The sequence below is a fragment of the Aestuariispira ectoiniformans genome, from assembly GCF_025136295.1.
Taxonomy (GTDB): Bacteria; Pseudomonadota; Alphaproteobacteria; order UBA8366; family Aestuariispiraceae; genus Aestuariispira_A; species Aestuariispira_A ectoiniformans.
This window is the reverse complement of record NZ_CP062788.1, coordinates 905,181-930,927: the sequence shown is the minus strand read 5'-3', so window position 1 is coordinate 930,927 and position 25,747 is coordinate 905,181. Positions and strand designations below refer to the sequence as shown.

Below are 25,747 nucleotides of genomic sequence, written 5' to 3'. Positions count from 1 at the left end.
GTCAGCGGTCTACCTTCTGCTGAGACGTGGCGGTTACATAGTTGGCGCGGGCGGCGTTCACCTCCGCGCGTTTTGAGACTTCCGGCACGGCCACATCCCACCAGGCCCCGCCCTCACCCGTTGTCGTCAACGGGTCCGTGTCGATCACGATCACATGGGTCCGGTCGGAGGATTTGGCACGCACAAGGGCTGCTTCCAGTTCGGCAATGCCGGAAACCTTCTCCGCAATCGCCCCCATGGAACCGGCATGCTGTGCGAAATCAATATTGCTGGGTACCACATGGTTGGCATCCTTGAGCAGGTTGTTGAACCCTGCCCCGCCGCAGGCCTGCTGCAGGCGGTTGATACAGCCATAGCCCCGGTTGTCGAGTACCACAATGGTGAGCTTGTGGCCCAGCATCACAGAGGTGGCGATTTCGGAATTCATCATCATATAGCTGCCGTCGCCGACCATGACGGTCACATCGCGCTCCGGCTTGGCCATTTTCACGCCAAGCCCCCCGGCGATCTCATACCCCATGCAGCTAAAGCCATATTCCAGATGATAGCTGTCCGGTCCTTCGGCGCGCCAGTTCTTGTGCAACTCGCCCGGCAGACCGCCTGCGGCACAGACCACCGTGCCCATCTCACCCGCCTGGCGGTTCACCGCGCCCAGAACCTGCGCGTCACTCGGTAACTCGGCATCACTGGCCCCCGTCGCCTCGCTGCAAGCAACTTCCCAGGCTTCCTTCACGGTGGCAGTTTTCGCCTGCCAGTCGGCGGGCGCGCGATAGCCTTCCAGACCATCCAGCAGTTCCGCCAATCCAGCCTTTGCATCCGCCACCAAGGATACCGCGCCATGTTTGATGGCATCGAAGGCCGTCACATTCAACTGGATCAGTTTCGCATTCGGGTTTTGGAAAAGCGACCGCGAGGCGGTTGTGAAATCCTGCAACCTCGTCCCGACCGCCAGAATGACATCGGCCTCCGCAGCAAGATCATTGGCCGCACTGGTCCCGGTCACGCCCACCGCGCCGACCGATTGCGGATGGTTCCAGGCAAGCGTGCCCTTGCCCGCCTGGGTCTCGCCCACCGGCAGCCCGGCGGCTTCCGCCAGCGCCTTTACCTCTGCCGTGCCATCAGCATATTGCGCGCCGCCACCTGCAATCACAAAAGGCTTTTTCGCGCCTTTCAGCAAGGCAATCGCATTTGCTAACTCATCGGCATCAGGCCGAATCCGGCGCGGGTGATGCACGCGTTTTTCAAAAAAGCTTTCGGGATAGTCATAGGCCTCTGCCTGCACATCCTGGGAGAAGGCGATGGTGGCCGGGCCGCAATTGGCCGGATCGGTCAGCACATTGATCGCCTGTGGCAGGCTGGTGATCAACTGTTCCGGGCGGGTGATACGGTCGAAATAACGCGACACCGGCCGGAAGCAATCATTGGCGGTCACCGTCGGCCCGGCGAAATCCTCGACCTGCTGCAACACCGGGTCGGGGCGGCGATTGGCGAAGGTATCGCCGGGGATCAGCAGGACCGGCAGACGGTTCACATGGGCAAGGGCGGCGGCAGTGACCATATTGGTCGCCCCCGGCCCGATAGAGGTGGTGCAGGCCATCATGCGACGGCGGTTGTTGGCCTTGGCATAGGCGATCGCCGCATGGGCCATGCCCTGTTCGTTATGCGCACGATAGGTCGGCAGGTCGGCCTGCGCGTGGTACAACGCCTCGCCCAGACCCGCCACATTGCCATGACCGAAGATGGCGAAGACCCCACCGAAAAGCGGTAATTCCTCGCCGTCGATCTCTGTATATTGCGCCGCCAGGAAACGAACCATCGCCTGTGCCGCAGTCAATCGAAGCGTCGCCATAGACGCACCCTCCCGGATAGATTTGTGTTTCTTCTTTTATGCAGCGGCCTTGCGGCTGCTGCGCCAGATAGTGATCAGACTGGCATAATTCGCCGCCACCTGATCGACCAGAGTGTCATCATCGATCCGGCCCGCCAACCAGTCTTCCACCGGTTTCGCAAAGAGCGTCCGCCCGACGGCAAAACCTTTGACAAGCGGGAACTCCGCCACGGCGGCAAAACCCTTCGCCAGTTCATCCTGCGGTGCCTCCAGGCCCAGCAACAGCACCCCACGGCAATAGGGATCGTTTGCCTCGATCACCGCGCTGATATTCACCCAGGCCTCCCGGTCCGGCGCCGGTGGCAATTTCCACCAGTCAGGCCGGATGCCCAACTCGTAAAACCGCGTCATCGCGCGCGACACGGTATCGGACCGAACATCCGATCCTTTGGGCGGGATGATTTCAATCAGCAATTCCTTGTCCGCGGCAATGCAGGCGTCGTAAAGCGTCAGCAGTTTGTCTTCCTGGGCCTGTTTCAGGTCCGCCGAGTCGTCCGGATGATAGAAGACCAGGCATTTCACCACCTGTTCCTTGGGCCAGGTGTTGAGATGGGCGGCAATATTGCGCCCGATATTGAAATCGAATTCCAACGGGCGGGAGGCAGGCAGTTCCACCGGGCGTGCAACCCATTGTCCGACGCCGGTCATATCCCAAAGTGCCTCTTCCCCCCAGCGCCCGTCCACCAGAACGCCAGCCTTGGCATTGTCTCCGCCAACGCGGCGCGCAGCCTTGGCGATCAGTTTCTTGGCATCCGAAATCCGGCTTCGGTCAACACCGACCCGATCGGCCATATCCTCAAACTGGATACGATGGTCAAAGGCCATGATTTCCAGTTCCGGCCAGTTACCCCAACGGGTCGACGCGCGATGCAGATGTGCAAAACCGGCATCCTCATCGGGGTGTTTCCCGACACCGTTGCGGTCGATAAAGACCTGCAATTCGTCAAAGCTGGGGATCGCGGGGGCGCATCCATGCCGCGTCACCACCAGGGCACCGGAGGCATTGGCATAGGTACAGCAGGTCTCCAGGTCTTCACCTTTCAGCCAGCCACGCAGGAAACCGCTCATGAAGGCATCGCCCGCGCCTAAGACATTGAACACCTCAATGGCGAAAGCCCGGCCCGAAACGCCGTCATCCAGGCTCGCCGGGATAGCATCCGTATAGACGGAGCAGCCCAGCTCCCCCCGCTTCAGGACAAGGGTTGCGTCCGTACGCGTACGCACATTCGCCAAGGCCTGAAGGGTATCCGTGCTGCCTCCGGCGATATGGAACTCCTCCTCCGTGCCGACAACAAGGTCACAATCCGGCAGGATGGATTGCAGATGTTCGGTCACACCAGCATCGGCCACAAAACGGTTCTCGCCTTCACCCTTGCCGGTCAGCCCCCAAAGCACGGGACGATAGTCGATATCGAAAACAACCCTGGTCCCGGCTGCCTTGGCCGCCCGGATCGCAGCCCGGCAGGCGGCATCGACGGTTTCGGTCGAGAAATGCGTGCCCGACACCAGAAGCGCCTTGGCGGAAGCGATGAAATCCGCATCCACATCCGCCGCGCACAGCGCCATATCCGCGCAATTCTCCCGATAGAAGATCAGCGGAAACGTGTCGCGATCCTTGATACCGAGAAAAACCAGCGCGGTCAGGCGGTCCGGGTCGGTAATCAGATGGCTGACGTCCACGCCTTCCTTGTCCAGCGTCTCGCAGATGAAACGCCCGTTATGTTCATCACCCACCCGGCTGAACATCGCCGATTTCAGGCCCAGACGGGCCGTCCCCACCGCAATATTGGTCGGACAGCCGCCAACATATTTGCGAAAGCTCTGCATATCCTCCAGGCGGCCACCCACCTGTTCGCCGTATAGGTCGACGCCCGCCCGGCCCATGCAGATCAGGTCAAGGGACTTACTCATCGTCATTGGCCAACTCCACCGGCATCCAGAAATCGGCGTCAGGCTTCATGGTCCAGGTATGCTCTTCGGTAAATTCCGGCACGGTATAGGGATTGTCCGGCAGATGGCGGATCACCCAAGCGTAATACATGCCATACCCCGGCGCGGAGGTCTGGGAATGATCGAAACCGTCAAAGATTTTGACCGTATCATTCTGACGCACCTTCAAGACCGTCTCACCCAGTTCCGCGTGGCCGTAACCCTGCGGTTTGGTGAAACGGTAATGGTAGATTTCCGGCTGTGGATGGTGATGCGGCGGATAGCTGGACCAGCGGCCCGGCATCGTAATCACCTCACCCAGAACCAGTTCGGCATTGCTGTCGCTGTTGCTGCCGTCAAAGATTGTGCGGACGAACCGCAGGCAGGTGCCGCCGACCTGGCCCTTGCCGCGATGCTCATTGGGCACATCGTCCGGCGTATAGATGCGTGGTTCGAAGGTCTTGGTATTGGCGGTGCCGTAATGGGTGAATTCCACATCCGTTTCCGCGCGGATCACCAGATTGCTGTCCGCCGGGATATGCACACAGCTCGGGCTCTGGTCGAAAATCGACTGGCGCTCGAAGGTGGTGGTCTTGCCGCCAACCGTCACCGTCGCCTTGCCTGTCATCAGCAACCAGGCCGTCTCGTGATCGGTATTGACCTCATAGGTTTCACCGGCGCCCAGGTGCAGCACCCCCATGGCGATACCGGTATTGTCCTCCGCCTCGTCGAAACGGGTGATTTGCGTGATTCCCGGACCGAAGCCTTCGCGATGATCCTTGATATGCAGCGTCATTGTCCCCTCCCTGGCGGGCATTGCAGTAAATTTCAGTCAGGCGCCGTGCAGATCGACTATAGTTGATTGCAGGCGGAATGTTCATTTCGCATTATGAAACAAAAATTCTATTTGACTTGCAAGAATAGAATGAAGATTTTTTAGGGCAAATGAATTTTCTATCCGTCAACAGGGCATCCGCCCGATCGGGGAGACCTATCAGATGATCACTTTCTGCCAATTCGGTGCCGGGCGCATCGGTGCCATCCACGCCGCCAATATTGCCGCCCACCCGCAAGCCAGTTTGAAATATGTGGTGGACCCGGTGGCGGAAGCCGCGCAAAACCTGGCCGATAGACACGGCGCGCAGGTAGCGACCATGGAAACGGCGCTCGCCGACCCGGAGGTCAACGCCGTCCTGATCGCCAGTTCCACGGACACCCATGCGGATTTCATCGAGGCCGCGGCCAGGGCCGGTAAGGCAATCCTCTGCGAGAAGCCAATTGACCTCGATCTCGAGCGGACCAAGGCCTGCCTGCAGGTAGTGGAAGAAACCGGCACGCTGCTGGCGCTGGGCTTCAACCGTCGTCACGACCCCAATTTCCGCCAGATCAGGGACGCAATGCTCGACGGCAAGATCGGCAAGACCGAAATGGTCCAGATCACCAGCCGCGACCCCTCCCCGCCGCCCGCGGAATATGTGGCGCGCAGCGGCGGGCTGTTCCGTGACATGATGATCCACGACCTGGACATGGCCCAATGGTTGTTGGGCGAAAAACCGGTGGAGGTTTTCGCCACCGCAAGCTGTCTGGTGGACCCGGCCATCGGCGAGGCGGGCGACGTAGACACAGCCCTTGTCACCCTCAAAACCGCCAGCGGCAAACTGGCCCAGATCAGCAACAGCCGCCGCGCCGCCTATGGCTATGACCAGCGGGTGGAAGCCTTTGGCGAAAAAGGCATGCTGCGCGCGGAGAATGTCCGCCCGACCACGGTAGAACTGATGACCGACGACGGCGCGACAACTGACAAACCGCTCTATTTCTTCCTGGAACGTTATGAAGCGGCCTACCGGGCAGAACTGGACGATTTCGTCACCGCGCTGACTGACAAGCGCACCCCGCTTGCAATCGGCAGGGACGGGCTGATCGCCCTGGAACTGGCCGAAGCCGCATTGGAAAGCTGCAAGACCGGCAAGGCGGTCAGGCTTTAACGAAAGAAGGGGGCCACATCATCCCGTAGCAACGCGAGTCCAAGCCCAGACATGTTGACGATTGATGTGATGCCCCGTCAATCCGTTCGTCCCGGCGCAGGCCAGGATCTTTGGAGCGCGCTCTAGGGCTGAGCTGCCTACGGAAGATCCTGGCCTGCGCCAGGACGAACGGTTGTGTTTTTAGGGCCCATGCCGGGATTTCTGCACTCCCATCATCGTCAGCAGTCTGAAGGGCGGCCATCGAGCCGCCCTTTTCAATTCAAGATATGCTTCTTTTCCAACTGCCGCCCAAGTCCCACGACGAGCGCGATGGCGAGCGTCATGGTGGCATTCAGGGCGCGGAAGGAATGGACCTCCACCTCCTCGACTTCCAGGCAGACAGTTGCGTTGGGCACAAGCGGGCTGAGCGGGCTATCCGTGATGCTAAGCACCGGGATGTCACGCTCCGCCGTGTCCTGCACCAGTTGCACGATTTCCGGCGAATAGGATTTGAAGCTGATCGCCATCAGCATGTCGCCCCGGCGCATGCTGGCCGCCTGTTCGAAGAACATGCCACCGGTCCCGTCCAGCAGAATACAGCGCTTACCCAGCTTGGACAGCGCATAGGAAAGATAGGCCGCCACCGGAAAGGAGCGGCGCTGTCCGGCCAGATAAATCGTATCGGTATCGACCAGCAACTGGATTGCCTTGTCGAGCAGATCACGCGGCAGGGTTTCATTCAGATGGTTCAACGCCGCAATACCGCCTTGCACGAAATCCCCGATAATGCCGTTTTCACCGGCCTCGCCCCCGCCTTCCTCTGCGAGACTGCGGATGCGCTCCTTGTAGTCGGGCTTGTTCTCAAGCAACCGCGCCCGGAAGACCCGCTGCATTTCACTGAAACCGGAATAGCCGAAAGCCTTGGCGAAACGGATCAGGCTGGAGGGCTGTACATCCGCGCGTTCCGCAATTGTCGACACCGTTTCCAGGGCCATGTCATTGGGATTTTCCAGGGCATATTCGGCAATCTGACGCAGGCGCTTGCTAAGGCTGGCGTGTTTGTTTGCCAGTTCAATACGCAGGTCGTCGAAATCTTGCGGCGCGGTCATTGTTTCTCCCTGACTGCTGGTCTGAAAGGACGAATGGAAGTTCCAAAAATAGAATTTTTATTCTATTGCATGACTATATTGTCAAGTGAACTTTCAATATGGCCGCTCGAAATCACTGCTAATCCGGATATTTTAGCGTCCTGTTTCAAAAGAACTTTTGCAGCGCAGCAACGAAAGTTATTTACCTCCAATTTAGAACGTGTATTCTATTTTTTATATTGACTGAAATTTTCGTTTTGAAAAATAAACGGAAGCGAAAACGAACATAACGGGGCACGGCCCAACCACCTTAGCCATCAACAAGAACAATAGGTTGGGGAGAGGACCGTCACTCATGATCTCTGGGAGGATACAGATGAGAAAATTAGTACAATCGGTTTTGACCGCCGGTGCAATCGCCGTGGCCACGCCTGCGATGGCTGCGGATATCATTGTTGTGGCCCACGGCCAGGCGAATGACCCCTTCTGGTCGGTGGTCAAAAACGGCGTGGAAGCAGCCGCGCAGGATTCCAACGTGCATGTGGACTATCGCTCGCCCGAAACATTCGACATGGTCGCCATGTCGCAGTTGATTGACGCCGCCGTGAACCAGGAGCCCGACGGTCTGGTGGTTTCCATTCCCGACGCAGATGCGCTTGGCCCGTCGATCAAACGCGCGGTTGCCGCAGGCATTCCGGTAATCTCGATCAACTCGGGGTCCGACGTCTCCAAGGAATTGGGCGCGCTGCTTCATGTCGGTCAGGACGAATTCGATGCCGGTAAAGCTGCCGGTGAAAAACTGGCGGAGATGGGGGGCAAGAAAGCCATTTGCGTCAACCAGGAAGTCGGCAACGTCTCGCTTGACCTGCGTTGTGAGGGTTTCACCAAAGGCTTCGGCGGCAATGTTACCGTCCTGCCGACCAGCAACGATCCCTCCGAAATCCAGTCCAAGGTCCGCGCGGCCCTCGAATCCGACACGGATGTTGATACGGTAATGGCGCTTGGCGCATCGACGGCCGGGGAACCTTCGGTCGCCGCCGCCAAGGCCACGGGCCGCAAAGTGAATGTCGCCAGCTTTGACCTATCGGCCAATTTCCTGCAGTCCGTTGTGGATGGCGACGCAGCCTTTGCCATCGACCAGCAGCAGTTCCTGCAGGGCTACCTTGCCGTGGACTTCCTGGCACTTCATGCCAAATACGGCCTGATGCCCGGCGGCAACGTGCCTTCCGGTCCGAACCTGATCACCGCCGACAAGGCCGCCCAGGTCATCGACCTGTCCGCCAAAGGCATCCGCTAGACTAAACTGTGATACTGACTTTGGGGGCAGCGCCGGGTCCGGCGCTGTTCCTGTAAATGGGAGAAACCGATGAGTGTAACGACCCTGGAACCAGCCGATGAGAGGCTGAAAAAGGAATCGCTCGGCACGAGACTGATGAAACGGCCGGAGCTGGGGGCCATTGCCGGCGTCATCCTGGTCGTGATCTTTTTCCTCATCACCGCAGACCCGGCAATGTTCAGCCTGTCCGGTATCATGAATTTCATGACCCCTGCGGCACAGTTGGGCATCCTTGCCATCGGCGCATCCTTGCTGATGATCGGTGGGGAATTCGACCTTTCCATCGGTTCGATGGTCGCCTTCGCGGGCCTGTTCTTTGCCGCCTGCGTTGTGACCTGGCATCTGCCGCTCATCGTTTCCATCCCGTTGACCTTCGTCTTTGCCGCCGGTGTCGGTGCGATCAATGGCAATATCGTGATCCGGACCGGCCTCCCCTCCTTCATCGTGACCCTGGCTTTCCTGTTCATCCTGCGCGGCTTGTCGCTGGTTGGCCTGAAACTGGCGACGGGCGGCTCCACGCAGCTGCGCGGTGTGCGCGACGCCGTCGAAGGCGACTGGCTTGCCCCGTTGTTTTCGGGCGACGCCTTCCCCGCCCTGTTCACGTGGCTGGCAGAGGCCGGGATCATCGACGCCTTCAAAAACGGGACACCCAAAGTGCCCGGCGTGCCGATAGAAATCATCTGGTTTGCAATCATCGCACTGGTCGCAACCTATGTCCTGCTGCGCACGCCGGTGGGCAACTGGGTTTTCGCGGCCGGGGGCGACAAGGTCGCGGCCTCCAATTCCGGTGTACCGGTGAACAAGGTCAAGATTTCGCTTTTCATGCTGACCGCCTGCTGTGCTGCGCTGGTCGCGATCATTACCGTGATGGATGCGGGCTCCACAGACGCACGCCGTGGTTTCCAGAAAGAATTCGAGGCGATTATCGCAAGTGTCATCGGCGGCTGCCTGCTGACCGGCGGTTACGGGTCGGCCATCGGCGCCTTTTTCGGTTCCATCATCTTCGGAATGGTGGTCATCGGCCTGACCTATACGGATTTCGACCAGGACTGGTTCCAGGTCTTCCTCGGCGGCATGCTGTTGCTGGCCGTTGTATTCAATAACTCCATCCGCAAACGCGTCACGGGGGAGCGATAAGATGACCGATCCGATTATCCATATGGACAAGATCGAAAAGCATTTCGGCAACGTCATCGCCCTTGCCGGGGTCAGCTTCGACGTCTTCCCCGGCGAATGCCACTGCCTTCTGGGTGACAATGGCGCTGGTAAATCCACCTTCATCAAGACCATGTCCGGTGTATTCCAGCCAAGCGCCGGTAAAATCCTGATCGACGGCAAACCGACCCTCTTCAACAGCCCCCGCGACGCCATGGAAGCCGGGATCGCAACCGTGTTTCAGGACCTTGCCATGATCCCGCTGATGTCGGTCACACGGAATTTCTTCATGGGGCGCGAGCCGACCAAGGGATGGGGCCCCTTCAAGCGCTTCGATGTGGACATGGCCAATGACACCACCATGGCCGAGATGAAAAAGATGGGCATCAACCTGCGGGCACCCGACCAGGCCGTGGGCACACTGTCCGGCGGCGAACGGCAGACGGTTGCCATTGCGCGCGCGGTTTATTTCGGCGCCAAGGTGCTGATCCTGGATGAGCCGACCTCCGCACTTGGCGTGCGCCAGACCTCCAACGTACTGGCCACGATTGACCGTGTGCGCAAACAGGGTATCGGCGTTGTTTTCATCAGCCACAACGTGCGTCACGCCCTGGCTGTGGGCGATCGTTTCACAGTGCTCAATCGCGGTAAAACGCTGGGCACCGCAAAACGCGGAGAAATTACTGCGGAAGAGTTGCAGGACCTCATGGCGGGCGGTCAGGAACTGGCCCAGCTTGAGGGTTCTCTGGGTGGTACGATCTGAGCAGCGTTTAGGGAGACCGAGGATGACTTTCCCGCTTGCCGCCTGTGCCGAAATGATCTGGCGCGACCGCCCCATTGAATGGCGGGCCAGCCGACTGAAAGAAATGGGGTTCGGCGTCGGCCTGTGGAACTGGCCGGACCATGACCTGACCAAACTGGAGGCAACCGGGGCGGCCTTCACGATCATGAATGGTTATCTGCAAGGGCGGTTGGCCGACGACGAGGGGGCGGACGAACTTCTCAGGTCCGCCCGGGAGACGGCACAGGTGGGCAAGCGCCTCGGCGTGCAACGCCTGAACCTTCATGGAACCGGGCTGGGTGACGGCGGCCTGCCGCTGCAACCGGTTGAAACAGTTACCGGCGCAATGTGGCTCAAGGCCCACGATACGCTGTGCCGGATCGCCGATATGGCAGAGGAGGAAGGCGTTGTTTTCACCCTGGAAAACCTCAATTTGCCCGTCGACCATCCGGGCGTTCCTTTCGCGCGGGCGGAAGACACGCTGGCGCTGGTCTCCTGTGTGGATCATCCCCGTCTGCGTCTGAATCTGGACCTCTATCACGCCCAGATCGGCGAAGGAAACCTGATCGAGCTTTGCCGCAAAAGTTTACCCTGGATTGGTGAAATTCAGGTCGCCGACGTGCCGGGCCGCTGCGAACCCGGTACGGGTGAGGTCAACTGGACGGTCATTGCACAGGCCCTGCGGGCGATGGGCTACACCGGGCCGGTCGGCATGGAGGCCTTTGCCTCCGGTGACCCGGAAGAGGCCCTTGAAGCCTTCCGCAAAGCTTTTTCATAAACGACTGAACAAGTCTCTTTTCCAAGGATATTCGACATGCCGGAGATCGGTATCGGCCTGATTGGCACAGGTTTTATGGGCAAATGCCACGCCATGGCTTTCCAGAATGCCGCCAGTGTCTTCAACACGGCCCTGCGCCCCAGATTGACTGTGGTCGCCGATATTGACGAAGCCACGGTCAGCAACTTTGCCGGTCAATTCGGTTTCGGCCGCTGGACCACCGACTGGACGGATCTGATCAACGATCCGCATGTGGATATCGTCGCAATCACCACACCAAATTTCCTGCATAAGGAAATGGCGCTCGCCGCGATTGCGGCAGGCAAGCATGTCTATTGCGAAAAGCCGCTGGCCCTGACTTCCGAAGACGCGCTTGAAATGACGCAGGCCGCCGAACGGGCCGGGGTGAAGACCATGGTAGGATACAACTATCTCAAAAATCCGGCCACCGCCTTGGCCAGGGAGATCATCGCCTCAGGCGAAATCGGTGACGTGGTTCATTTCCGTGGTATCCACAACGAAGACTATATGGGGGACCCGACAGTTCCCCATAGCTGGCGTTGCACCAGGGATCGGGGCGGTGCCGGTGCTCTGGGCGATATCGGCAGCCATATTATCAGCATCGCCCTCTACCTGGCAGGCGATATCCGGGCCGTGAACGCCCAGATGCAAACAGTGATCGAGGCGCGGCCCGATCCGGCCTCCCCCGGCACCTCCCTGTCGGTGGAAAACGATGACCAGACCCATGCCATGGTGACATTCGAAAGCGGCGCAATGGGGACGGTGGAATGTTCCCGCATCGCCCAGGGCCGCAAGATGCATCTGGCCTATGAGGTGACCGGCACCAAGGGCTCCATCGTCTTCGACCAGGAACAGATGAACGAGCTTCACCTCTTCACCGCAGCCGACCAGCACCGCCTGGGGGGCTTCCGGCGCATCCTGATCGGTCCCGATCATCCCCATTACGGTGCATTCTGCCCCGCCCCCGGGCACAGCCTTGGCTTTAACGATCAAAAGGTGATTGAGGTAAAATGCCTGCTGGACGGCATCGATGGCGATGAGACAGCACTTTACCCGGGTTTCCGGGCAGGCTACGAGATCGAGAAGATTATCGACGCGATGATCCGCTCTGACGCCGAACAGGCCTGGGTTCAGGTCTGACCGCAAAAGCCTCAGTTCGGGAGACTGCCTGTTCCATCCTCGCCCTTGAAGGTGCTGTTTAAGATGGCAGTCACTTCGGTAACGTTGACCGGCTTGGTGAGATAGGCGTGAAAGCCTTCCTGCAGGCCGCGCTGGCGGTCTTTCTGGGAGGCCCGTGCCGTCAGGGCGATCACCGGCGTTTTCTTCGTAACCTCGGACTGGTGGATCTGCTTCAACGCTGAAAAGCCATCAATGCCCGGCAGGTTAATGTCCATCAACACCACATCCGGCCGGTGGATTTCCGCCAGATCAATCGCCAGTTCCCCGGTATGGGCCGTGATCAGGGACACACCGGGAATTCGATCGACTATGGACCCCATGAGCTTGAGGCTGCTGGGGTTATCGTCCACGCAAAGCACCGTGTATTTGCCCTGCGCCTTCAGCGTGATCGGGTCGGAATCCGTCGGCGTTTCGCGCAGGCTCAGGATGCCGCTGACGATCGGGAAGTCCACCCAGAAGGTCGACCCCAGATTGGGTGTGCTTTCAAAACCGATGCTGCCGCCCATCGCCTCCACCAGTTCCTTGGTAATCTTGAGGCCGATGCCCGTGCCGGGAATGCCCGACCCTTCCTGCCCCAGGCGACTGAAGGGTGAGAAAATACGATCCTGTTCCTCCTTGGCAATGCCCGGCCCGGAATCGATCACCATGAACCGCAGTTCGTGCTTTTCACTTTCCGTCACGGCAAAGGTCACGCAACCGTCTTCCCGGTTGTATTTGACTGCGTTGGACAGGAGGTTCAGCAGACATTGGCGGAAGCGTGTCTGATCCACATTGATTTTGGGAAGGTCCCAATTGGCAACGCGGTTGAAGAAGGTAATATTCTGTTGCCTGGCCAGATTCTCCGCGATCATGGCACAATCCAGAATAATATTGTCGGGATTGACGGTCTCCACCTCAACACGCACCTGCCCGGATTCAATAGCGGACAGGTCTAGGACCTGCTCTATCAGGGACAGGAGATGGGCGCTGGATTTCAGGACATATTCGGTGGATTCAATCTGTTTCTTGCTGAGCGGGTTATCCTTGTCGGTCTGAAGCAACTGCGTAAAGCCGATGATCGCATTCAGCGGCGTGCGCAGTTCGTGGCTTATCGACGACAGGAATTCCGACTTGGCCTGATCCGCCAGTTCCGCCTGTTGCTTCGCCTCCAGCAGGGCCTGCTCCCACTCCACGCGGTCCGAGATATCCGTGACAGTGCCGGTGAAAAGGCGCTGGCCGTTGTCATTCAACTCGCTGATTGCAAGTTCCATGGGAAAGACGGTCCCGTCTTTCTTCAGGCCTTCCACCTGACGGCCGATCCCGATGATCTTGGCCTCCCGGGTGCGGATATAGTTGGAGACATAGGCGTCGTGATATTTGGCGTCCATGTCCGGCATCAGCATCTTCACGTTCTGGCCGATCACCTCTTCTGCGGAATAGCCGAAAATATCCTCCGCCGCCCGGTTGAATGACTGGATCACCGCGCGGTCATTGATGGAAATAATCCCGCTCACCGCATTGTCGAGCACCTGATGGAAAAGGGTCTCGCTTCGCTCCCGCGCCCTTTCCTCCTTCTTCTCCGAAAGAGTGATGGCGGCTGACAGGACGATGATGGCAAGCGCGATCAGGCGTTCCGCCATCGTATTCCAAACCTCGCCACCATCCGGGACGATGACGTAGCCGGCCACCACCAGGGCACAGGAAAGTACAGTAATGAAGATCACCTGCCAGCGTGCGCTGAACCAGCGCCCCATCAGGACAACCACGATAAAGGGCACACCGTCGGTGATTTGAAGTGGCAGAAATACATCCGCGGCGAAGATGCCGAAGCAGGCCAAAAGGGCCAGCGCGAACACCCAACTGGATTGAGCCTGGAATACTAGAGCTTTCCACTCAACTATCTGTCTGCCGTCCTGCACGTGAAACCTCGCTTCCCTCACACCAATTCGTAAGGCCTGCCCCCCATAGCAACTCGGTTACGCTACATGCATGGTACCTAATAACTAAATGACTGGGAAATATATTCTCCTTTTCCGAAGAAAAATAATATAGCATTCTACTGAGGATACACCAACCACTGGTAGAATATTTCTGAGGTCAGGCCTGCTCTTTCGCCAGTTGACCGGCCTCCGTCCAATCGTTCCAGCCCGCAAATGACAGCGGACGGGAACGGTCCAGATTTTCCAACCGCGCTGCCCAGTCATCCTTGAGATCGTCCAGCAACTGACCATAACCGTCATCGGACTGATAGGCGTATCCATGCCCCTGCACACCATGAGCAAGAAACGGCGGAAGCACCGAAAACCCCATATAATGCAATGAATAGTGAATGGGCCACATGAGCTGGTCCATATCACCGCCCCGTGCGCCGGGACCAAACGCCTCCTGCGGCGCACCGGTCGTGACGGAACAGATGGCCCGCTTGCCCCGGAAAACACCCCGGTCATAGCGCATGCGACTGGTATAAAGACCGCCACTGACAAAGACGCGGTCAAACCAGCCCTTCAGGATGGCAGGTTGGGCATGCCACCAGAGCGGAAATTGAAACACCACAAGATCCGCCCATTTCAACCGGTCAATTTCGCGCTGTACCTCCCGGGACAGACTTGCATTCTCACTGGCATGCCGTTGTTCCGCCAGGGCGGAAAAACGATCCTTATTCAACCGGTCCGGATAATGCTCAGGCCCTTCAAGCGGAGAAAATCCGTCCCGGTACAAATCCGATATCACGACGTCATGACCTGCGGCGCGCAATGTTAATACCGCCACCTCTGTCAGCGCTCCGTTGAAGGATTTCGGCTCCGGGTGGCTGTGAACAATCAATATCCGCATCTCAATTCTCCTTCCATCGCTTGAACGTTGATAAGGAGAAGGTTAGCCTGTTCAATAACGACGTGACATTCGATAAATCTGACAACTGACTTTGCAAAAATGAACAGAAATCTTCACTGGGACGACCTCAATCTGGCCCTGGCAATTGGCGAAACCGGCACCCTGTCGGCGGCGGGACGGAAACTGGGGGTCAGCCATGCCACAGTCTACCGACGCCTTAACCAGGTGGAGGATCGTCTGGGCGTTTCGCTGTTTCAACGCGATCGCAACGGATTTGTCCCGACCGACGCCGGGGAGGAGTTGATAAAGGCCGCCCGTGGTGTCGAGGATCAAGTCCTTACCGTGGAACGGCATATTCTGGGAAAAGACCTCAAACCGTCCGGCACGGTACGCATTACGACGACGGACACGCTGTTCGACGGCATGTTGTCGCCAATCCTGACTGGATTTGGCGAGAAATATCCTGACATCACCCTGGAGATCGCGATCTCCAATCAGGTCCTGAACCTGTCCAGACGCGAAGCCGATATCGCCCTGCGGCCCGCCACATCGCCGGCTGAAACCCTTGTCGGCCGCAAGGTGAGCGCCATAGAAATTGCGGTTTACGCCAGCAAGGGCCGCAAAGAGCCGAAGGATACAACGGACTGGCCAACACAAGACTGGATCGGCCCGGACGAGCGCATGTTCTACCGGGAGCTGGAACAATGGATGGCCACCAACGATCTTGATCGGCTGTGCCGATATCGCGTCGACACCGTCATGGGTATGATTGCGGCTGTCAGAAACGGTCTGGGTCTGGCTGCCCTGCCTTGTTATCTCGCCGACAGAGACGCAAAACTGACAAGGGTCAGCGCCCCGATCCCTGAGTTGACCGTTGATCTCTGGCTGCTGACCCATCCTGATCTTCGCCACACCGCGCGCATTCGCGCCGTTTTGGATTACATCACCGACGAAATGAAGACCTGAGGCCGGTCAATCCGCCTCTGACGGCAGGGGTTCGTGGCGGTTCATGTCGTGCCAGCCGACGAGGACCGCCAGCACCATCATCGTACAGATCGTCACCATCAGGCTTCCCAACCCCAGTTCCAGGATGATCGTCGCCCCGATGATGATGAAGGCGGTGTTGAAGATACCGAAGAAGATTTCCATCCGGGTCAGGACATGAATCCGTGACGCCTTGCTCAATTCCCCCAGTTTCAGGTTTTCCAGCGAGATCGGGCGCACGCAGCCGGACCCGAAGCCGAAAATGGAGATGGCAAGAAGCAGCGGATAAAGCACGTTGGTAAAGAGGTTCGGCCGGATGATCGTCAATGTGAAGATCGCAAAGGCGACGATCATCGCCCCTGTCATGACCAGAAAGGTCATATTCAGGCCCAGCGTGGACATGATCCGCTGATATTTCAAAGCCGAGATAAAGGCAAAAAGCGAAAACAGGCTCAGCAGGATGGCGAACAGATAGGGGTCCATCAGAAGCTGAATGAAATAAAAGGGCAGAAAGACCAGGAACGGTGCCAGCGAAAGCGACCGCACAACCGCGTAATAACAGGTCCAGAACAGGATACGATTGCTGTTCGCGGCCTCATCGACAGCCGGTAGTTCCGCCGCGGCAGCCCCCTTTGACGCCGTTTTCTCGCTGTTGTCCGAAATGAAAAAGATCAGAACGAAACAGGTCAGCAGTTGCGCACCGATTGAAAAGTAAAACGGCAGATGCTCGTCATGGGAATAAAGGATAATGCCGACAAAACCGGCAACGAATGTGCTGATGAACATCAATCCCTGGGACTTGAAAAGAATGGCCGTCAGCTTTGCGGAATCCGTGAATGTCTTGTCGGATGTAACAATTTCCGTGTCACGCGAGATGCAAAGCCCGAACCCGAGACCGCCCAAAGCCTGACCAAGGGCGACCACCATGAAATCGACGCTTGTCTGTATCGTGCCCGTGATGATCAGATAAACCCCGGCGAGCTTCAAAAACTCTCCGATGATCAGCGAAGTTTTGAAACTGAGCCGATGACTGATCCGCCCGGTCAGCATGCCGGACAGCGACAGGACAAGCCCATAGATCGAAACCAGAAGCGACGAGTTAAACAGGCCAAAGCCTATCTGGTATAAAAATATAAATAAAACAATGACATGAAAATACATCCGGGACAGTATCCGGTAGGCATAGAATATATATGCTTTCATGTCATGATCCCCCTGTTTGCAACAGTTTCGGGGCGCTTACACCCTTCTTGTTATTTTTGGGGGGAGGCATCGCCGGGCAGGCTGATGCCTCCGGAAGATAAAGATCTGGATCAGGCTGCTTCGTCAGCCCATTTCAGATTTCTCGGCCCGATGTAATCGGCTTTCGGGCGGATCAACCGGCCTGTCTCCGTCTGCTCCAGGCAGTTGCCGATCCAGCCGACAACACGGGCGGCGGCAAAGGTCGGGGCAAAGAATTCAGGCGTCAGGCCGATCCCGTTCAGCAGAAGGGCCGTATAAAACTCGATATTCGTTTCGAGTTTCAGATCGGGTTTGTATTCCTTGAGAAGTTCCAGCGTCACGCGCTCCACTTCCTTGGCCAGATCATACAGCTCTTTGTTGCCGGAATGGCTGTAAAGCAGGTTCACGGCCTTATCGAGTGTCCGCGCGCGCGGGTCATAGGTCTTATAGACCCGGTGACCAAAGCCCATGATGCGTTCTTTTTTCTCAAGTTTTTCACGGATGAAGGCTTCGGCATTTTCGGGTTTACCGATTTCGATAACCATGTCGAGCGCCGGGCCGGGCGCACCGCCGTGCAGCGGACCTTTCAAGGCCCCAATGCCACCGACAATTGCCGACAACAGGTCCGACTGGGTCGAAATGATCACCCGCGAGGCAAAGGTCGATGCGTTGAGGCCGTGATCCACACTTACGTTGAAATATGTTGCCAACGCATGCACCGTGCTTTCCTGCGGTTCTTCACCGGAGAGCATATAGATGAAGTTGGCGATATGCCCCAGGTCAGTACGGGGTGCCACGACCGGTTTGCCGTTATACAGCCGGAAATAGCTGGCAACGATGGTCGGAATGGCCGAGACAATCTGCGCGCCGACCTCCTTCAACTCACCATCCGTGTCAATCGCCAGGGCAAGCGTATCCGTTGCCATGCGAAGCGCGGTCATCGGGTCCAGTTTCACCTTGGCTGCATCTTCCAGCAGACGAAGCGTAATCTCGGGCAACACCCGATGTCCAGCCAGTTCAGTTTTGATCTCTTCCAGTTCCGCAACTGTCGGCAGCCGTCCATTCCACAAAAGTGAAATCACCTGTTCGTAGGAGGCATTCGGCGCCAGATCAGCAACATCATATCCCGCGATAATCAGTTCGCCCTTTTGGCCATTGGGAGCACTGAGACGTGTCTCAGCGGCGACTACATTTTCTAATCCTGCGTCAACCAATTCTATAATCCTCTCTCAACTTTCTATCTTAATTTGCATGCAAAGTTTTAGGTGCACTGCACCATTTTGGCAAGCTAAACAAGTTGAGTATGATATTACAAAAAACAACTAAAAGGAGAAATTCTATGATAGAGCGTTGTATCTTTTGATTTTTTTATTCACATAATATTCAATTATAGATGGCATCATAAAATAATATGGCCCGCACAAAAGACATCCCGGAATACCACTGGAAATATATTCAAATGAAACAAATTACTCGCATGGATAATTTGTGTTTATGAGATTCTTCCTATAAAAACAAATGCTTATGAAATTCATGCAACATTCTGAACAGTTTTCCGGACATCAGATTTAGCAATCACACCCAGCACCACCATCACAGCCTGTAATAAAGCAGAATAATCAACCCTCAGTTGACAGTATTTTTTAATTATGCCTCTATCAAATCACTGGTGAGGACGCTGTTGCACAGCGGAAAACAGCGTTGATTGACGGCGAAATTCCTTACCAAAACGACGGGGTAAACCCCGGATAAAAACAAACACAAGACAATAAGAATGAAGTCTTGGTTTGAGTGTACTTCCGCCGATTAAGTACGAGCGGTAAAGAATACGGAACGAAACAACGCTCGTCAGTGCCGAAGCACCTCAACCTGAGAAGCGGGTCGGATTTGGAATGCCTTGTTCAGGCAGGAAGATGACGGATTCACAGGGACAGACGGGAGTAAAAAAATTGGTTAGCGACTTGCGCTGTTTTGAGGACGGCGGTGCATCGAGCCATCCTCAAAATTCATCTCCAGACATTATGGATATTTCTGAAACGGCTGATAAGTCTAACCGGACGGAAAGCGGGCAGCTTCGTTATCGGACGGTTTCCACTCTGGGTCCGGAGAGGACGAACAGTCACGACGCCGCACGGCATTTCCTGATTTCACGCGGCGGCGCCGATGACGCCTTGCTTTGCCGGACGGCGGAGGACTCATTTCAGGTTCTGCTGGACGGTGAGGTTGACGGCTGTGTGGTCTGCAACCTCTACCCGGACATCCACAAGCTTTATCTTCCCAATCTTCACCGTGTCTATGCCGCCGACGTGTTCCTCTATTCCGCCGAAATGGGCCTTTTTGCCAGGGCCCATGACGACAAGATCAGGACCGTCGCGGCCCCGCCGACATCAACGGCCTTCCTTGGAAACGACAATTTCGAATGGGTCTGGGCGCCCAGCAATTCCGAGGCCGCCCGCATGTGCAAACGCGGCGAAGTCGATGGCGCGGTTGGAACGGATGCATCGGCAGCCGAAGCAGGCGTTGTCAAAGTCAGGGATTTCGGGGCCTTCCCCGTGCCCTACACGGTGTTCCGCTTGAAAGCAGCATAAGAAGTCAAAAAGACAGGACAGGAGCAATCAGCGATGTATGATCTTAGCGTACCAGGTTCAGTGTCCGGCGATAACACACTCCAGCGCGCGCAGCGCCTCCGCAGGAAACGCAGCGCCTCCATTCACATGATTTCGGTGCCAACGCCGGTTCTCCTCCACGGCGACGAGCCGGTGTCACCCAATCGCACCAACTATTTCCCGACCCCCCAACTCATGCTGGCAAGCTCCGTCCTGGACAGGCTGGAGGCAGAAGGCATTCCCTGGACCGTCCATTTCGATGACTTCAAAAGCATCCCGGACATGGAACATTGGGATGCCTATCTGCAGCCCTATGCCGAATTCCAGTATGGCCACAAAAAACTGACCAAGGCCTATGTCGGTGACGGCATGCAGCGATTGCCTCATGCGCTTTGGGATGCCGATGTCGTCTGCATTACGGCGAATTTCACGCTGGAAGCCTATCCGGTGGTCCAGGCCATTGCGACGCTCCGGCGCCTCGACCCGAACAAGCTGATCCTGGTCGGGGGCCGTGATGCAATGGCGCGCCCGGATTATTTCCTGCGGATGGGAGCCGACCTCGTCGCCTATGGCGATGCCGACTATTCCCTGCCCGAACTGCTGGTGCGGCTGTATCGGGACGAAGACCTCGACGATCTGGTCAAAAGCCGCTGCCTTGTGCAGACCGGCGAGCGTATCCAGATGGACGGCCTGCCCTTCATGCGCTTCGAGTTCCTGAAAAATCCGCTGACCCATTATTGCGAAAGCGGCGGCGGCCAGTTCCTGCCCTCGATCCTGAAAAAGGGTGGTGTCGCCTATTTTGAAAGCTCCAGGGGGTGCTTCCGCGAATGCGGCTATTGCACCGAACGCCTCACCAAACGTAGCGAAATGAGCGTCCAGCGTTTCAAGGACGAGGTCGCCTGGTACCGTGCAAACGGCGTCTCAACCGTCATGCTGTCCGACGACAACCTGCTACAGCGGTTGAACCATGGGGAGCGCGGGGAACTCGAACTCATCGAGATGTTCGAATATCTCAAGAAAATGGAGATGGTCTGGGAGTTCCCGGTCGGCATCGAAATCGGCCGGTTGATGCAGAAAGACAGCAGTGACTTCCGGGAGCATCTTTTCGACCTCATGTTCTGGAACAGCGACGATCCGGACAATTTCTCCGGCGCGTTCCGCGGTCTGGTGCCGTTCGAAAACATCCTGGCGGATGGCGACGCGCCTGAAACCAACCTGCGCAAGATGCGGACGGTGAACGAGAATATGCAGATCCTGAGCCGGGTTATCGCGGCAGGCATGCCCCAGATCAACCTGGCCGTCATGCTCGGTTTCCCCGACGCGACAAAGGACAAGCTGAAAGCAACCCGCAAGAACCTTGAGACCATCATGGAAATCCGGGACGACATCACCGATGAGTCGGACCGGTTGATCGGATCGCATATCAACTTCAGCCTGTTCAATGCCACACCTTATCCGGGCACGCCCTATTTCGACGAGGTCATACGCGAGAAACGCCTTGAATATGGCATCGAGGAACACCCGGAACTGTGGAACCTCTATACCTCGGTCGTACGTGGCGACACCTTCACCGCCGCCGAGAATACGGAAAACCGCCATGAACTTCTGCAACTGACGCGTTCGCACCATTCCAGCGGCAAGGTGAAGCTGCATTTCGGGTCCGGTGACGAGGCAAGGCCGACCACCCGCAAGTCCAAAAACAACATGGTTCCCCCAGGCGCCCAGCCGGACGCAAGGGATTCATATGTCGGGTCGGGCTTCCGGGGAGATTCCTTCGATGTCGTTTGATCAACCGCCAATCCTGATCGTCAGCACCGGCAGATGCGGGTCGACGTTGCTGTCCAATCTGCTGCGCGACCATCCGGATGTCCTGAGCCTGTCCGAGTTCTGGCCCAATCGGCTGAACCTGCCGGAGCTGTTTTCCACCCGGCCGATGTCCGGCAGCGACTATTGGGATCTGCTCAGCGTTCCCATGGCGGACGATATCTTCAAGATCGCGTCCGACGGCCGGATATCGCAGGTTCCCAAGCGGACGCTGCATGAACGGAACTATATGCGCCGCATCGCCCTGCCGTCCCTGGTGCAGGACTATGAAAGCCTGTTCCATGAAATCGCTGACTTCATGAGGGCCCGCGAAACCGCCATTCCCGCCGATCACGTCAAGGCAATGTTCGGTTTTATCGCCCAAAGCCTGGGGCGCAAGGTATGGGTGGAACGGACCGGGGCCAGCATCGAATACCTGCCGTTATGGCGGACCATGTGGCCCGACATGAAAATCATCCACATGTATCGCGATGGCCGCAATGTCGCGCTTTCCATGAGCAAACATCACGCATTTCGCCTGATGATCATGCGGGCGGAAGCAAATCCGGAAAGTTCCTGGCTGCATATTCGTCCGCTGCCGGCCGATCAGGTCGATCTGGACGCCTTTTATGACCGGGAAATCCCGCTTTCCACCTTCGGAGGCCTCTGGAACCGGATGGTGGTGGAAGGGTTGGACGAACTGCGCCACATCCCCGCCGCCCAGCAACACTGGATGCGCTACGAGGATTTGCTGGATGCCCCGCAGGAGGTCCTGACGGAGATGCTGGCATTCATTGATCCGGCACTGCCTGCGGCGTCCTGGGCCAAGGCCTGCGCGGATGACCTCCATCCGCCAAGGAATGACTGGCGCAGCATCGACCCAGCGGCACGCACCGCCCTGGAGGAGGCCTGCCGCCCCGGGCTGCAAGCACTCAACTATCTTGAGGAGGCCGCAGAATGAATCCGGAAGACCTGACACTGATCCATGACTGGAACCCGTCGGGAGACTTCATCCCCAAGCGGGTCGCGGTTCTGGACGACACCATCCGGGACGGCCTGCAGTCTCCCTCTGTGCGCGACCCCGAACTTCAACAGAAAAAACAGCTTGTCCGCCTGTCCAGCCGGATCGGCTCCGACGGGATCGTCCTCGGGCTGCCCGGGGCCAGCCCGAAGGCCTGCGACGAGATCGCCGAACTGGCGATCCATCTGCAAAGCCACGGTCAGGCACCTGACCTGGTGACCGGGGTCCGCACCCATTCGCACGACATCAAGGCCCATCTCGCGGCCTGCGAGAAAAGCGGGGCCACCCTGACGGCAGGTATGTTCCTCGGCAGTTCCCCCATGCGGCTTTTTGCCGAAGGCTGGGAATGGGACGATCTCGTGGAATTGACCCGGAATTCCGTCCGGTCCTGCGTAAAAAACGGCGCGCCGGTCATGTTCATTACCGAGGACAGCACGCGCTCACGGCCCGAAGATTTGCGCGATCTTTACAAGGCGGCCCTGGACGAAGGGGCAACACGGATCTGTCTGGCCGATACCTGCGGCCATGCGGAACCGGCAGGCACCCGCGCGATTGTCCGCTTTGCCCTGGACTTGATCAAGGAAAGCGGCACCGGTGCAAAACTGGACTGGCATGGCCATAACGACCGTGGTCTTGCCCAGGCCAACGCCCTTGCCGCCGCCGACGAAGGCGTCGACCGCATCCATGCAACCTGTCTGGGTATCGGCGAACGCGTCGGCAACACGGCACTGGACCAGCTTCTGGTCAATCTGGAACTGAAATTTCCGGGAACGGGCCGCGATCTGTCCGCCCTGCCGGAATATTGCGAGCGGGTTCGCGAATGGTGCGATGCCCCCCTGCCCGGCAACTACCCGATGATGGGCAACGATGCTTTCCGGACCGCCACGGGCGTCCATGCAGCCGCTATCGTCAAGGCGCTGGACATGGGCAGCAACTGGATTGCCGACCGGGTCTATTCCGCCGTTCCGGCATCCCTGTTCGGGCGCGACCAGACGATAGAAATCGGTTTCATGTCCGGGCGTCATAACGTTCTGCACTGGCTGAAAGTCAATCACCCGCATATGGAGGAGCTGCGCAGGGAAAGCTGTGTCGAGCGTGTTCTGAACACCGCCAAAAGCTCCCGGACGCTGCTGACAGAGGATCAGGTCGCACGTCTCGTCGCCGATGAAATCCGCGTGGGAAAAGAGGCCGCCGAGGGCCTGATGGCGGAGAGCGTCCGATGACTGCGGGCCTTACCCTGACGCAGAAAATCCTCTGCACCCATATGGTCGGTTCCGGTGCGGTTGCGCCGGGCAGCACCGTGCGGGTTGCGGTTGACTGGACCATGGCGTCCGAACTGGCGCTCAACGGTATGATGAGCACCTTCGAACGACTGGGAAATCCCCGGCTCTTCGACAAGGACCACTTCTATCTGGCAGTCGACCACACCGTAGACCCGGTCACGGTCCGGGAAAATGAGAAAACCCGCCGCCTTGTGGCGCTATGTCAGAATTTTGCCAAGGCAAACGGCCTGACGGCCTTCTACGACGCCAATGAAACGATCATGCACACGCGTTTCTACCGCGATCACTGCCTGCCGGGCCAGATCGTTCTGGGGGCGGATTCCCATACCACCTCCCACGGCGCGCTTGGCGCACTGGCAATCGGCCTGGGCGGCGCGGATGTCGCAATCGCCGCCCTGACCGGGGAAACATGGCTGGAGGTGCCAGAGGCCATTTCGGTTGTCTATGAGGGCGAAACGGCCTTCGGCATCGGCGGGAAGGATATCATCCTGCACACGCTCGGAACCCTTGGCCGGAACCGCGCGGCCCTGGAACGCACGGTCGAATATGGCGGCCCGGCTGCCGCAGGCTTCACGACCGACACCCGCTTTACCATCTGCAACATGACCGCCGAACTGGGCGGCATGAACGGCATTTTCGAACCCACCGCAGAAACGGTCCGATTTCTGGAAAGCAGGGGCAGGACAGCCGCGGACGCCCGCTTCCTCCGCGCGGACGAGGATGCCGACTATGCCGAGACGATCCGGATCGACCTGCATCACCTGTCACCGAAAGTCGCAAAACCTTTCTCGCCGGACAATGTCTTCGATGTGGAGGACGTCACCGATCAGGCCCTTGATGGCTGTTTTATCGGCGCCTGCACCACAACAGAGGAAGAACTGGTTCTCGGCGGGATGTTGCTGGACCTGATGTGGCAGGATGGCCACCGCCCGGTTCCGAGTTCACGCCGTCTGGTTGTTCCCGGCGATCTGGAAATCCGCCAACTTCTGGCGGACACAGGCCTGGACAAGATATACGAACGCGCCGGTTACAGGATTGGCGTTCCCGGCTGTCACCTGTGCCTGGGGGTTGGGTCCGAACGGGCCGGAGACGGCGAAATCTGGCTCTCCTCACAAAACCGGAACTACCGCAACCGTATGGGCAAAGGGTCGCTGGCCTGGTTGTCATCCGCCGCAACGGTTGCCGCCAGTTCATACGGGATGACAATCGCCGACCCCCGTCCCTATCTCGCGCGGATCGACCAGAACCGCTACCACAATATCCTCGGCCGACAGCCATCGACGGCCCCGGCGGCGATCGAAATCCGCTACGAAAATATCCCCGCCATGAAGGTGGATCATCAGGATGCCAACAAAAGCGCCTCCCTGTCCGGTCTTGTCTCCGCAGGGGTTCAGAAATTCGGGGACCATGTGGATACGGACGCAATAATTCCGGGTGAATTCTGCAACCTGTCGGACTGGACCGAACTGGGCGAGCATTGCTTCGAATATGTCCGCCCGGGCATGAAGGAAAGCTGTACATCCGGCAACACAATCATCGTTGCCGGCGAGGCCTGGGGCAGCGGCTCCGCCCGCGAACATGCCGCCTGGGCCCTGATCGGTGCCGGTGTGGAACTGGTTATCGCCCGCGGATTTGCCGCAACCCATCGCCGCAATTTGGTCAACGAGGGCCTTCCCACCCTGGTGGTCGATGACCCTGATTTCTTCGATCTGGTCGACGATGGAACACAGCTTCAGGTCGATCTGGCAACCGGGTCGATACGGGTCGCGGATACCGACCGCATATTCCAAGGCCAATGTCCGGCTGGAGAAGCCGCATCAATCCTGGCATCCGGCGGGGTGATCGCCGCCCTGAAACAGGGAAACGGCCAACCAACAAGAATAACCAATGGAGGATAAC

20 protein-coding genes are annotated in these 25,747 nt (G+C 57.9%); 12 read left to right on the top strand and 8 right to left on the bottom strand.

The features are described from left to right. Window position 1 precedes the first annotated feature (1 nt). Genes iolD through IF205_RS04640 form a run of 3 tightly spaced genes read right to left on the bottom strand, consistent with a single transcriptional unit; the run spans window position 2 to window position 4,613 of the window. A complete protein-coding gene (gene iolD / locus IF205_RS04650) occupies window positions 2–1,849 on the bottom strand; it encodes a 3D-(3,5/4)-trihydroxycyclohexane-1,2-dione acylhydrolase (decyclizing) (protein ID WP_259782129.1) in 1,848 nt (615 codons plus the stop codon). 36 nt (window positions 1,850–1,885) lie between these two features. Further along, window positions 1,886–3,805 (bottom strand): bifunctional 5-dehydro-2-deoxygluconokinase/5-dehydro-2-deoxyphosphogluconate aldolase, encoded by a 1,920-nt coding sequence (locus IF205_RS04645; protein ID WP_259782128.1) that lies wholly within the window; start codon window positions 3,803–3,805, stop codon window positions 1,886–1,888. After that, the gene (locus tag IF205_RS04640; protein ID WP_259782127.1) at window positions 3,792–4,613 is read right to left on the bottom strand and encodes a 5-deoxy-glucuronate isomerase; all 822 of its coding nucleotides are present in this window, start codon (window positions 4,611–4,613) and stop codon (window positions 3,792–3,794) included. Before IF205_RS04640 ends, IF205_RS04645 begins: the two co-directional genes overlap by 14 nt. Before the next feature lie 202 nt (window positions 4,614–4,815). On the opposite strand from IF205_RS04640, the gene iolG reads away from it, so the two are divergent. Beyond that, window positions 4,816–5,802 (top strand): inositol 2-dehydrogenase, encoded by a 987-nt coding sequence (iolG, locus tag IF205_RS04635; RefSeq protein ID WP_259782126.1) that lies wholly within the window; start codon window positions 4,816–4,818, stop codon window positions 5,800–5,802. Between the two features lie 254 nt (window positions 5,803–6,056). Here the strand turns inward: iolG and IF205_RS04630 are convergent, their stop codons facing one another. Beyond that, on the bottom strand, window positions 6,057–6,890 hold the full coding sequence (locus tag IF205_RS04630; RefSeq protein WP_259782125.1) for a MurR/RpiR family transcriptional regulator: 834 nt from the start codon (window positions 6,888–6,890) through the stop codon (window positions 6,057–6,059). A gap of 355 nt (window positions 6,891–7,245) precedes the next feature. Between IF205_RS04630 and IF205_RS04625 the strand changes: the two genes are divergently transcribed. The 5 genes from IF205_RS04625 to IF205_RS04605 all read left to right on the top strand — a co-directional run bounded on the left by IF205_RS04625 (window position 7,246) and on the right by IF205_RS04605 (window position 12,080). Continuing rightward, on the top strand, window positions 7,246–8,166 hold the full coding sequence (locus tag IF205_RS04625) for a sugar ABC transporter substrate-binding protein (protein WP_259782124.1): 921 nt from the start codon (window positions 7,246–7,248) through the stop codon (window positions 8,164–8,166). A gap of 69 nt (window positions 8,167–8,235) precedes the next feature. Next, on the top strand, window positions 8,236–9,342 hold the full coding sequence (locus IF205_RS04620) for an ABC transporter permease (protein WP_259782123.1): 1,107 nt from the start codon (window positions 8,236–8,238) through the stop codon (window positions 9,340–9,342). Between the two features lies 1 nt (window position 9,343). Then, window positions 9,344–10,123 (top strand): ATP-binding cassette domain-containing protein, encoded by a 780-nt coding sequence (locus IF205_RS04615; RefSeq protein WP_259782122.1) that lies wholly within the window; start codon window positions 9,344–9,346, stop codon window positions 10,121–10,123. A 22-nt stretch (window positions 10,124–10,145) separates the two neighbouring features. Beyond that, window positions 10,146–10,919, top strand: a complete 774-nt coding sequence (locus tag IF205_RS04610; protein ID WP_259782121.1) for a TIM barrel protein — start codon at window positions 10,146–10,148, stop codon at window positions 10,917–10,919. A gap of 36 nt (window positions 10,920–10,955) precedes the next feature. Continuing rightward, a complete protein-coding gene (locus IF205_RS04605; protein ID WP_259782120.1) occupies window positions 10,956–12,080 on the top strand; it encodes a Gfo/Idh/MocA family protein in 1,125 nt (374 codons plus the stop codon). 11 nt (window positions 12,081–12,091) lie between these two features. Here the strand turns inward: IF205_RS04605 and IF205_RS04600 are convergent, their stop codons facing one another. Both IF205_RS04600 and IF205_RS04595 read right to left on the bottom strand, forming a co-directional pair. Next, complete coding sequence (locus tag IF205_RS04600; RefSeq protein ID WP_259782119.1) at window positions 12,092–13,954, bottom strand: PAS domain-containing hybrid sensor histidine kinase/response regulator; 1,863 nt, start codon at window positions 13,952–13,954, stop codon at window positions 12,092–12,094. Window positions 13,955–14,195: 241 nt separating this feature from the next. Beyond that, window positions 14,196–14,930: an NAD(P)H-dependent oxidoreductase gene (locus tag IF205_RS04595; RefSeq protein ID WP_259782118.1), complete on the bottom strand. Its 735-nt coding sequence runs from the start codon at window positions 14,928–14,930 to the stop codon at window positions 14,196–14,198. A 99-nt stretch (window positions 14,931–15,029) separates the two neighbouring features. Between IF205_RS04595 and IF205_RS04590 the strand changes: the two genes are divergently transcribed. Further along, window positions 15,030–15,896, top strand: coding sequence for a LysR family transcriptional regulator (locus IF205_RS04590; RefSeq protein WP_259782117.1), 867 nt, complete (start codon window positions 15,030–15,032; stop codon window positions 15,894–15,896). A 6-nt stretch (window positions 15,897–15,902) separates the two neighbouring features. On the opposite strand, the gene IF205_RS04585 is transcribed toward IF205_RS04590, so the two are convergent. Continuing rightward, window positions 15,903–17,117: an MFS transporter gene (locus tag IF205_RS04585; RefSeq protein WP_259782116.1), complete on the bottom strand. Its 1,215-nt coding sequence runs from the start codon at window positions 17,115–17,117 to the stop codon at window positions 15,903–15,905. A gap of 110 nt (window positions 17,118–17,227) precedes the next feature. After that, on the bottom strand, window positions 17,228–18,349 hold the full coding sequence (locus IF205_RS04580; protein WP_259782115.1) for a citrate synthase/methylcitrate synthase: 1,122 nt from the start codon (window positions 18,347–18,349) through the stop codon (window positions 17,228–17,230). A gap of 807 nt (window positions 18,350–19,156) precedes the next feature. On the opposite strand from IF205_RS04580, the gene IF205_RS04575 reads away from it, so the two are divergent. Genes IF205_RS04575 through IF205_RS04555 form a run of 5 tightly spaced genes read left to right on the top strand, consistent with a single transcriptional unit; the run spans window position 19,157 to window position 25,746 of the window. Then, window positions 19,157–19,723, top strand: coding sequence for a type 2 periplasmic-binding domain-containing protein (locus tag IF205_RS04575; RefSeq protein ID WP_259782114.1), 567 nt, complete (start codon window positions 19,157–19,159; stop codon window positions 19,721–19,723). Between the two features lie 33 nt (window positions 19,724–19,756). Further along, on the top strand, window positions 19,757–21,529 hold the full coding sequence (locus tag IF205_RS04570; protein WP_259782113.1) for a B12-binding domain-containing radical SAM protein: 1,773 nt from the start codon (window positions 19,757–19,759) through the stop codon (window positions 21,527–21,529). Further along, a complete protein-coding gene (locus tag IF205_RS04565) occupies window positions 21,519–22,505 on the top strand; it encodes a sulfotransferase (protein ID WP_259782112.1) in 987 nt (328 codons plus the stop codon). The genes IF205_RS04570 and IF205_RS04565 overlap by 11 nt, the downstream gene beginning before the upstream one ends. After that, window positions 22,502–23,788: a LeuA family protein gene (locus IF205_RS04560; RefSeq protein ID WP_259782111.1), complete on the top strand. Its 1,287-nt coding sequence runs from the start codon at window positions 22,502–22,504 to the stop codon at window positions 23,786–23,788. The genes IF205_RS04565 and IF205_RS04560 overlap by 4 nt, the downstream gene beginning before the upstream one ends. After that, window positions 23,785–25,746, top strand: a complete 1,962-nt coding sequence (locus tag IF205_RS04555; RefSeq protein ID WP_259782110.1) for a LeuD/DmdB family oxidoreductase small subunit — start codon at window positions 23,785–23,787, stop codon at window positions 25,744–25,746. The genes IF205_RS04560 and IF205_RS04555 overlap by 4 nt, the downstream gene beginning before the upstream one ends. Window position 25,747 lies beyond the last annotated feature (1 nt).

Excerpts from the sequence above, each read along its gene's own strand:
- iolD (WP_259782129.1), bottom strand. The coding sequence starts at position 1,849 with ATGGCGACGCTTCGATTGACTGCGGCACAGGCGATGGTTCGTTTCCTG.
- IF205_RS04645 (WP_259782128.1), bottom strand. The coding sequence starts at position 3,805 with ATGACGATGAGTAAGTCCCTTGACCTGATCTGCATGGGCCGGGCGGGC.
- IF205_RS04640 (WP_259782127.1), bottom strand. The coding sequence starts at position 4,613 with ATGACGCTGCATATCAAGGATCATCGCGAAGGCTTCGGTCCGGGAATC.
- iolG (WP_259782126.1), top strand. The coding sequence starts at position 4,816 with ATGATCACTTTCTGCCAATTCGGTGCCGGGCGCATCGGTGCCATCCAC.
- IF205_RS04630 (WP_259782125.1), bottom strand. The coding sequence starts at position 6,890 with ATGACCGCGCCGCAAGATTTCGACGACCTGCGTATTGAACTGGCAAAC.
- IF205_RS04625 (WP_259782124.1), top strand. The coding sequence starts at position 7,246 with ATGAGAAAATTAGTACAATCGGTTTTGACCGCCGGTGCAATCGCCGTG.
- IF205_RS04620 (WP_259782123.1), top strand. The coding sequence starts at position 8,236 with ATGAGTGTAACGACCCTGGAACCAGCCGATGAGAGGCTGAAAAAGGAA.
- IF205_RS04615 (WP_259782122.1), top strand. The coding sequence starts at position 9,344 with ATGACCGATCCGATTATCCATATGGACAAGATCGAAAAGCATTTCGGC.
- IF205_RS04610 (WP_259782121.1), top strand. The coding sequence starts at position 10,146 with ATGACTTTCCCGCTTGCCGCCTGTGCCGAAATGATCTGGCGCGACCGC.
- IF205_RS04605 (WP_259782120.1), top strand. The coding sequence starts at position 10,956 with ATGCCGGAGATCGGTATCGGCCTGATTGGCACAGGTTTTATGGGCAAA.
- IF205_RS04595 (WP_259782118.1), bottom strand. The coding sequence starts at position 14,930 with ATGCGGATATTGATTGTTCACAGCCACCCGGAGCCGAAATCCTTCAAC.
- IF205_RS04590 (WP_259782117.1), top strand. The coding sequence starts at position 15,030 with ATGAACAGAAATCTTCACTGGGACGACCTCAATCTGGCCCTGGCAATT.
- IF205_RS04585 (WP_259782116.1), bottom strand. The coding sequence starts at position 17,117 with ATGAAAGCATATATATTCTATGCCTACCGGATACTGTCCCGGATGTAT.
- IF205_RS04575 (WP_259782114.1), top strand. The coding sequence starts at position 19,157 with ATGGATATTTCTGAAACGGCTGATAAGTCTAACCGGACGGAAAGCGGG.
- IF205_RS04570 (WP_259782113.1), top strand. The coding sequence starts at position 19,757 with ATGTATGATCTTAGCGTACCAGGTTCAGTGTCCGGCGATAACACACTC.
- IF205_RS04565 (WP_259782112.1), top strand. The coding sequence starts at position 21,519 with ATGTCGTTTGATCAACCGCCAATCCTGATCGTCAGCACCGGCAGATGC.
- IF205_RS04560 (WP_259782111.1), top strand. The coding sequence starts at position 22,502 with ATGAATCCGGAAGACCTGACACTGATCCATGACTGGAACCCGTCGGGA.
- IF205_RS04555 (WP_259782110.1), top strand. The coding sequence starts at position 23,785 with ATGACTGCGGGCCTTACCCTGACGCAGAAAATCCTCTGCACCCATATG.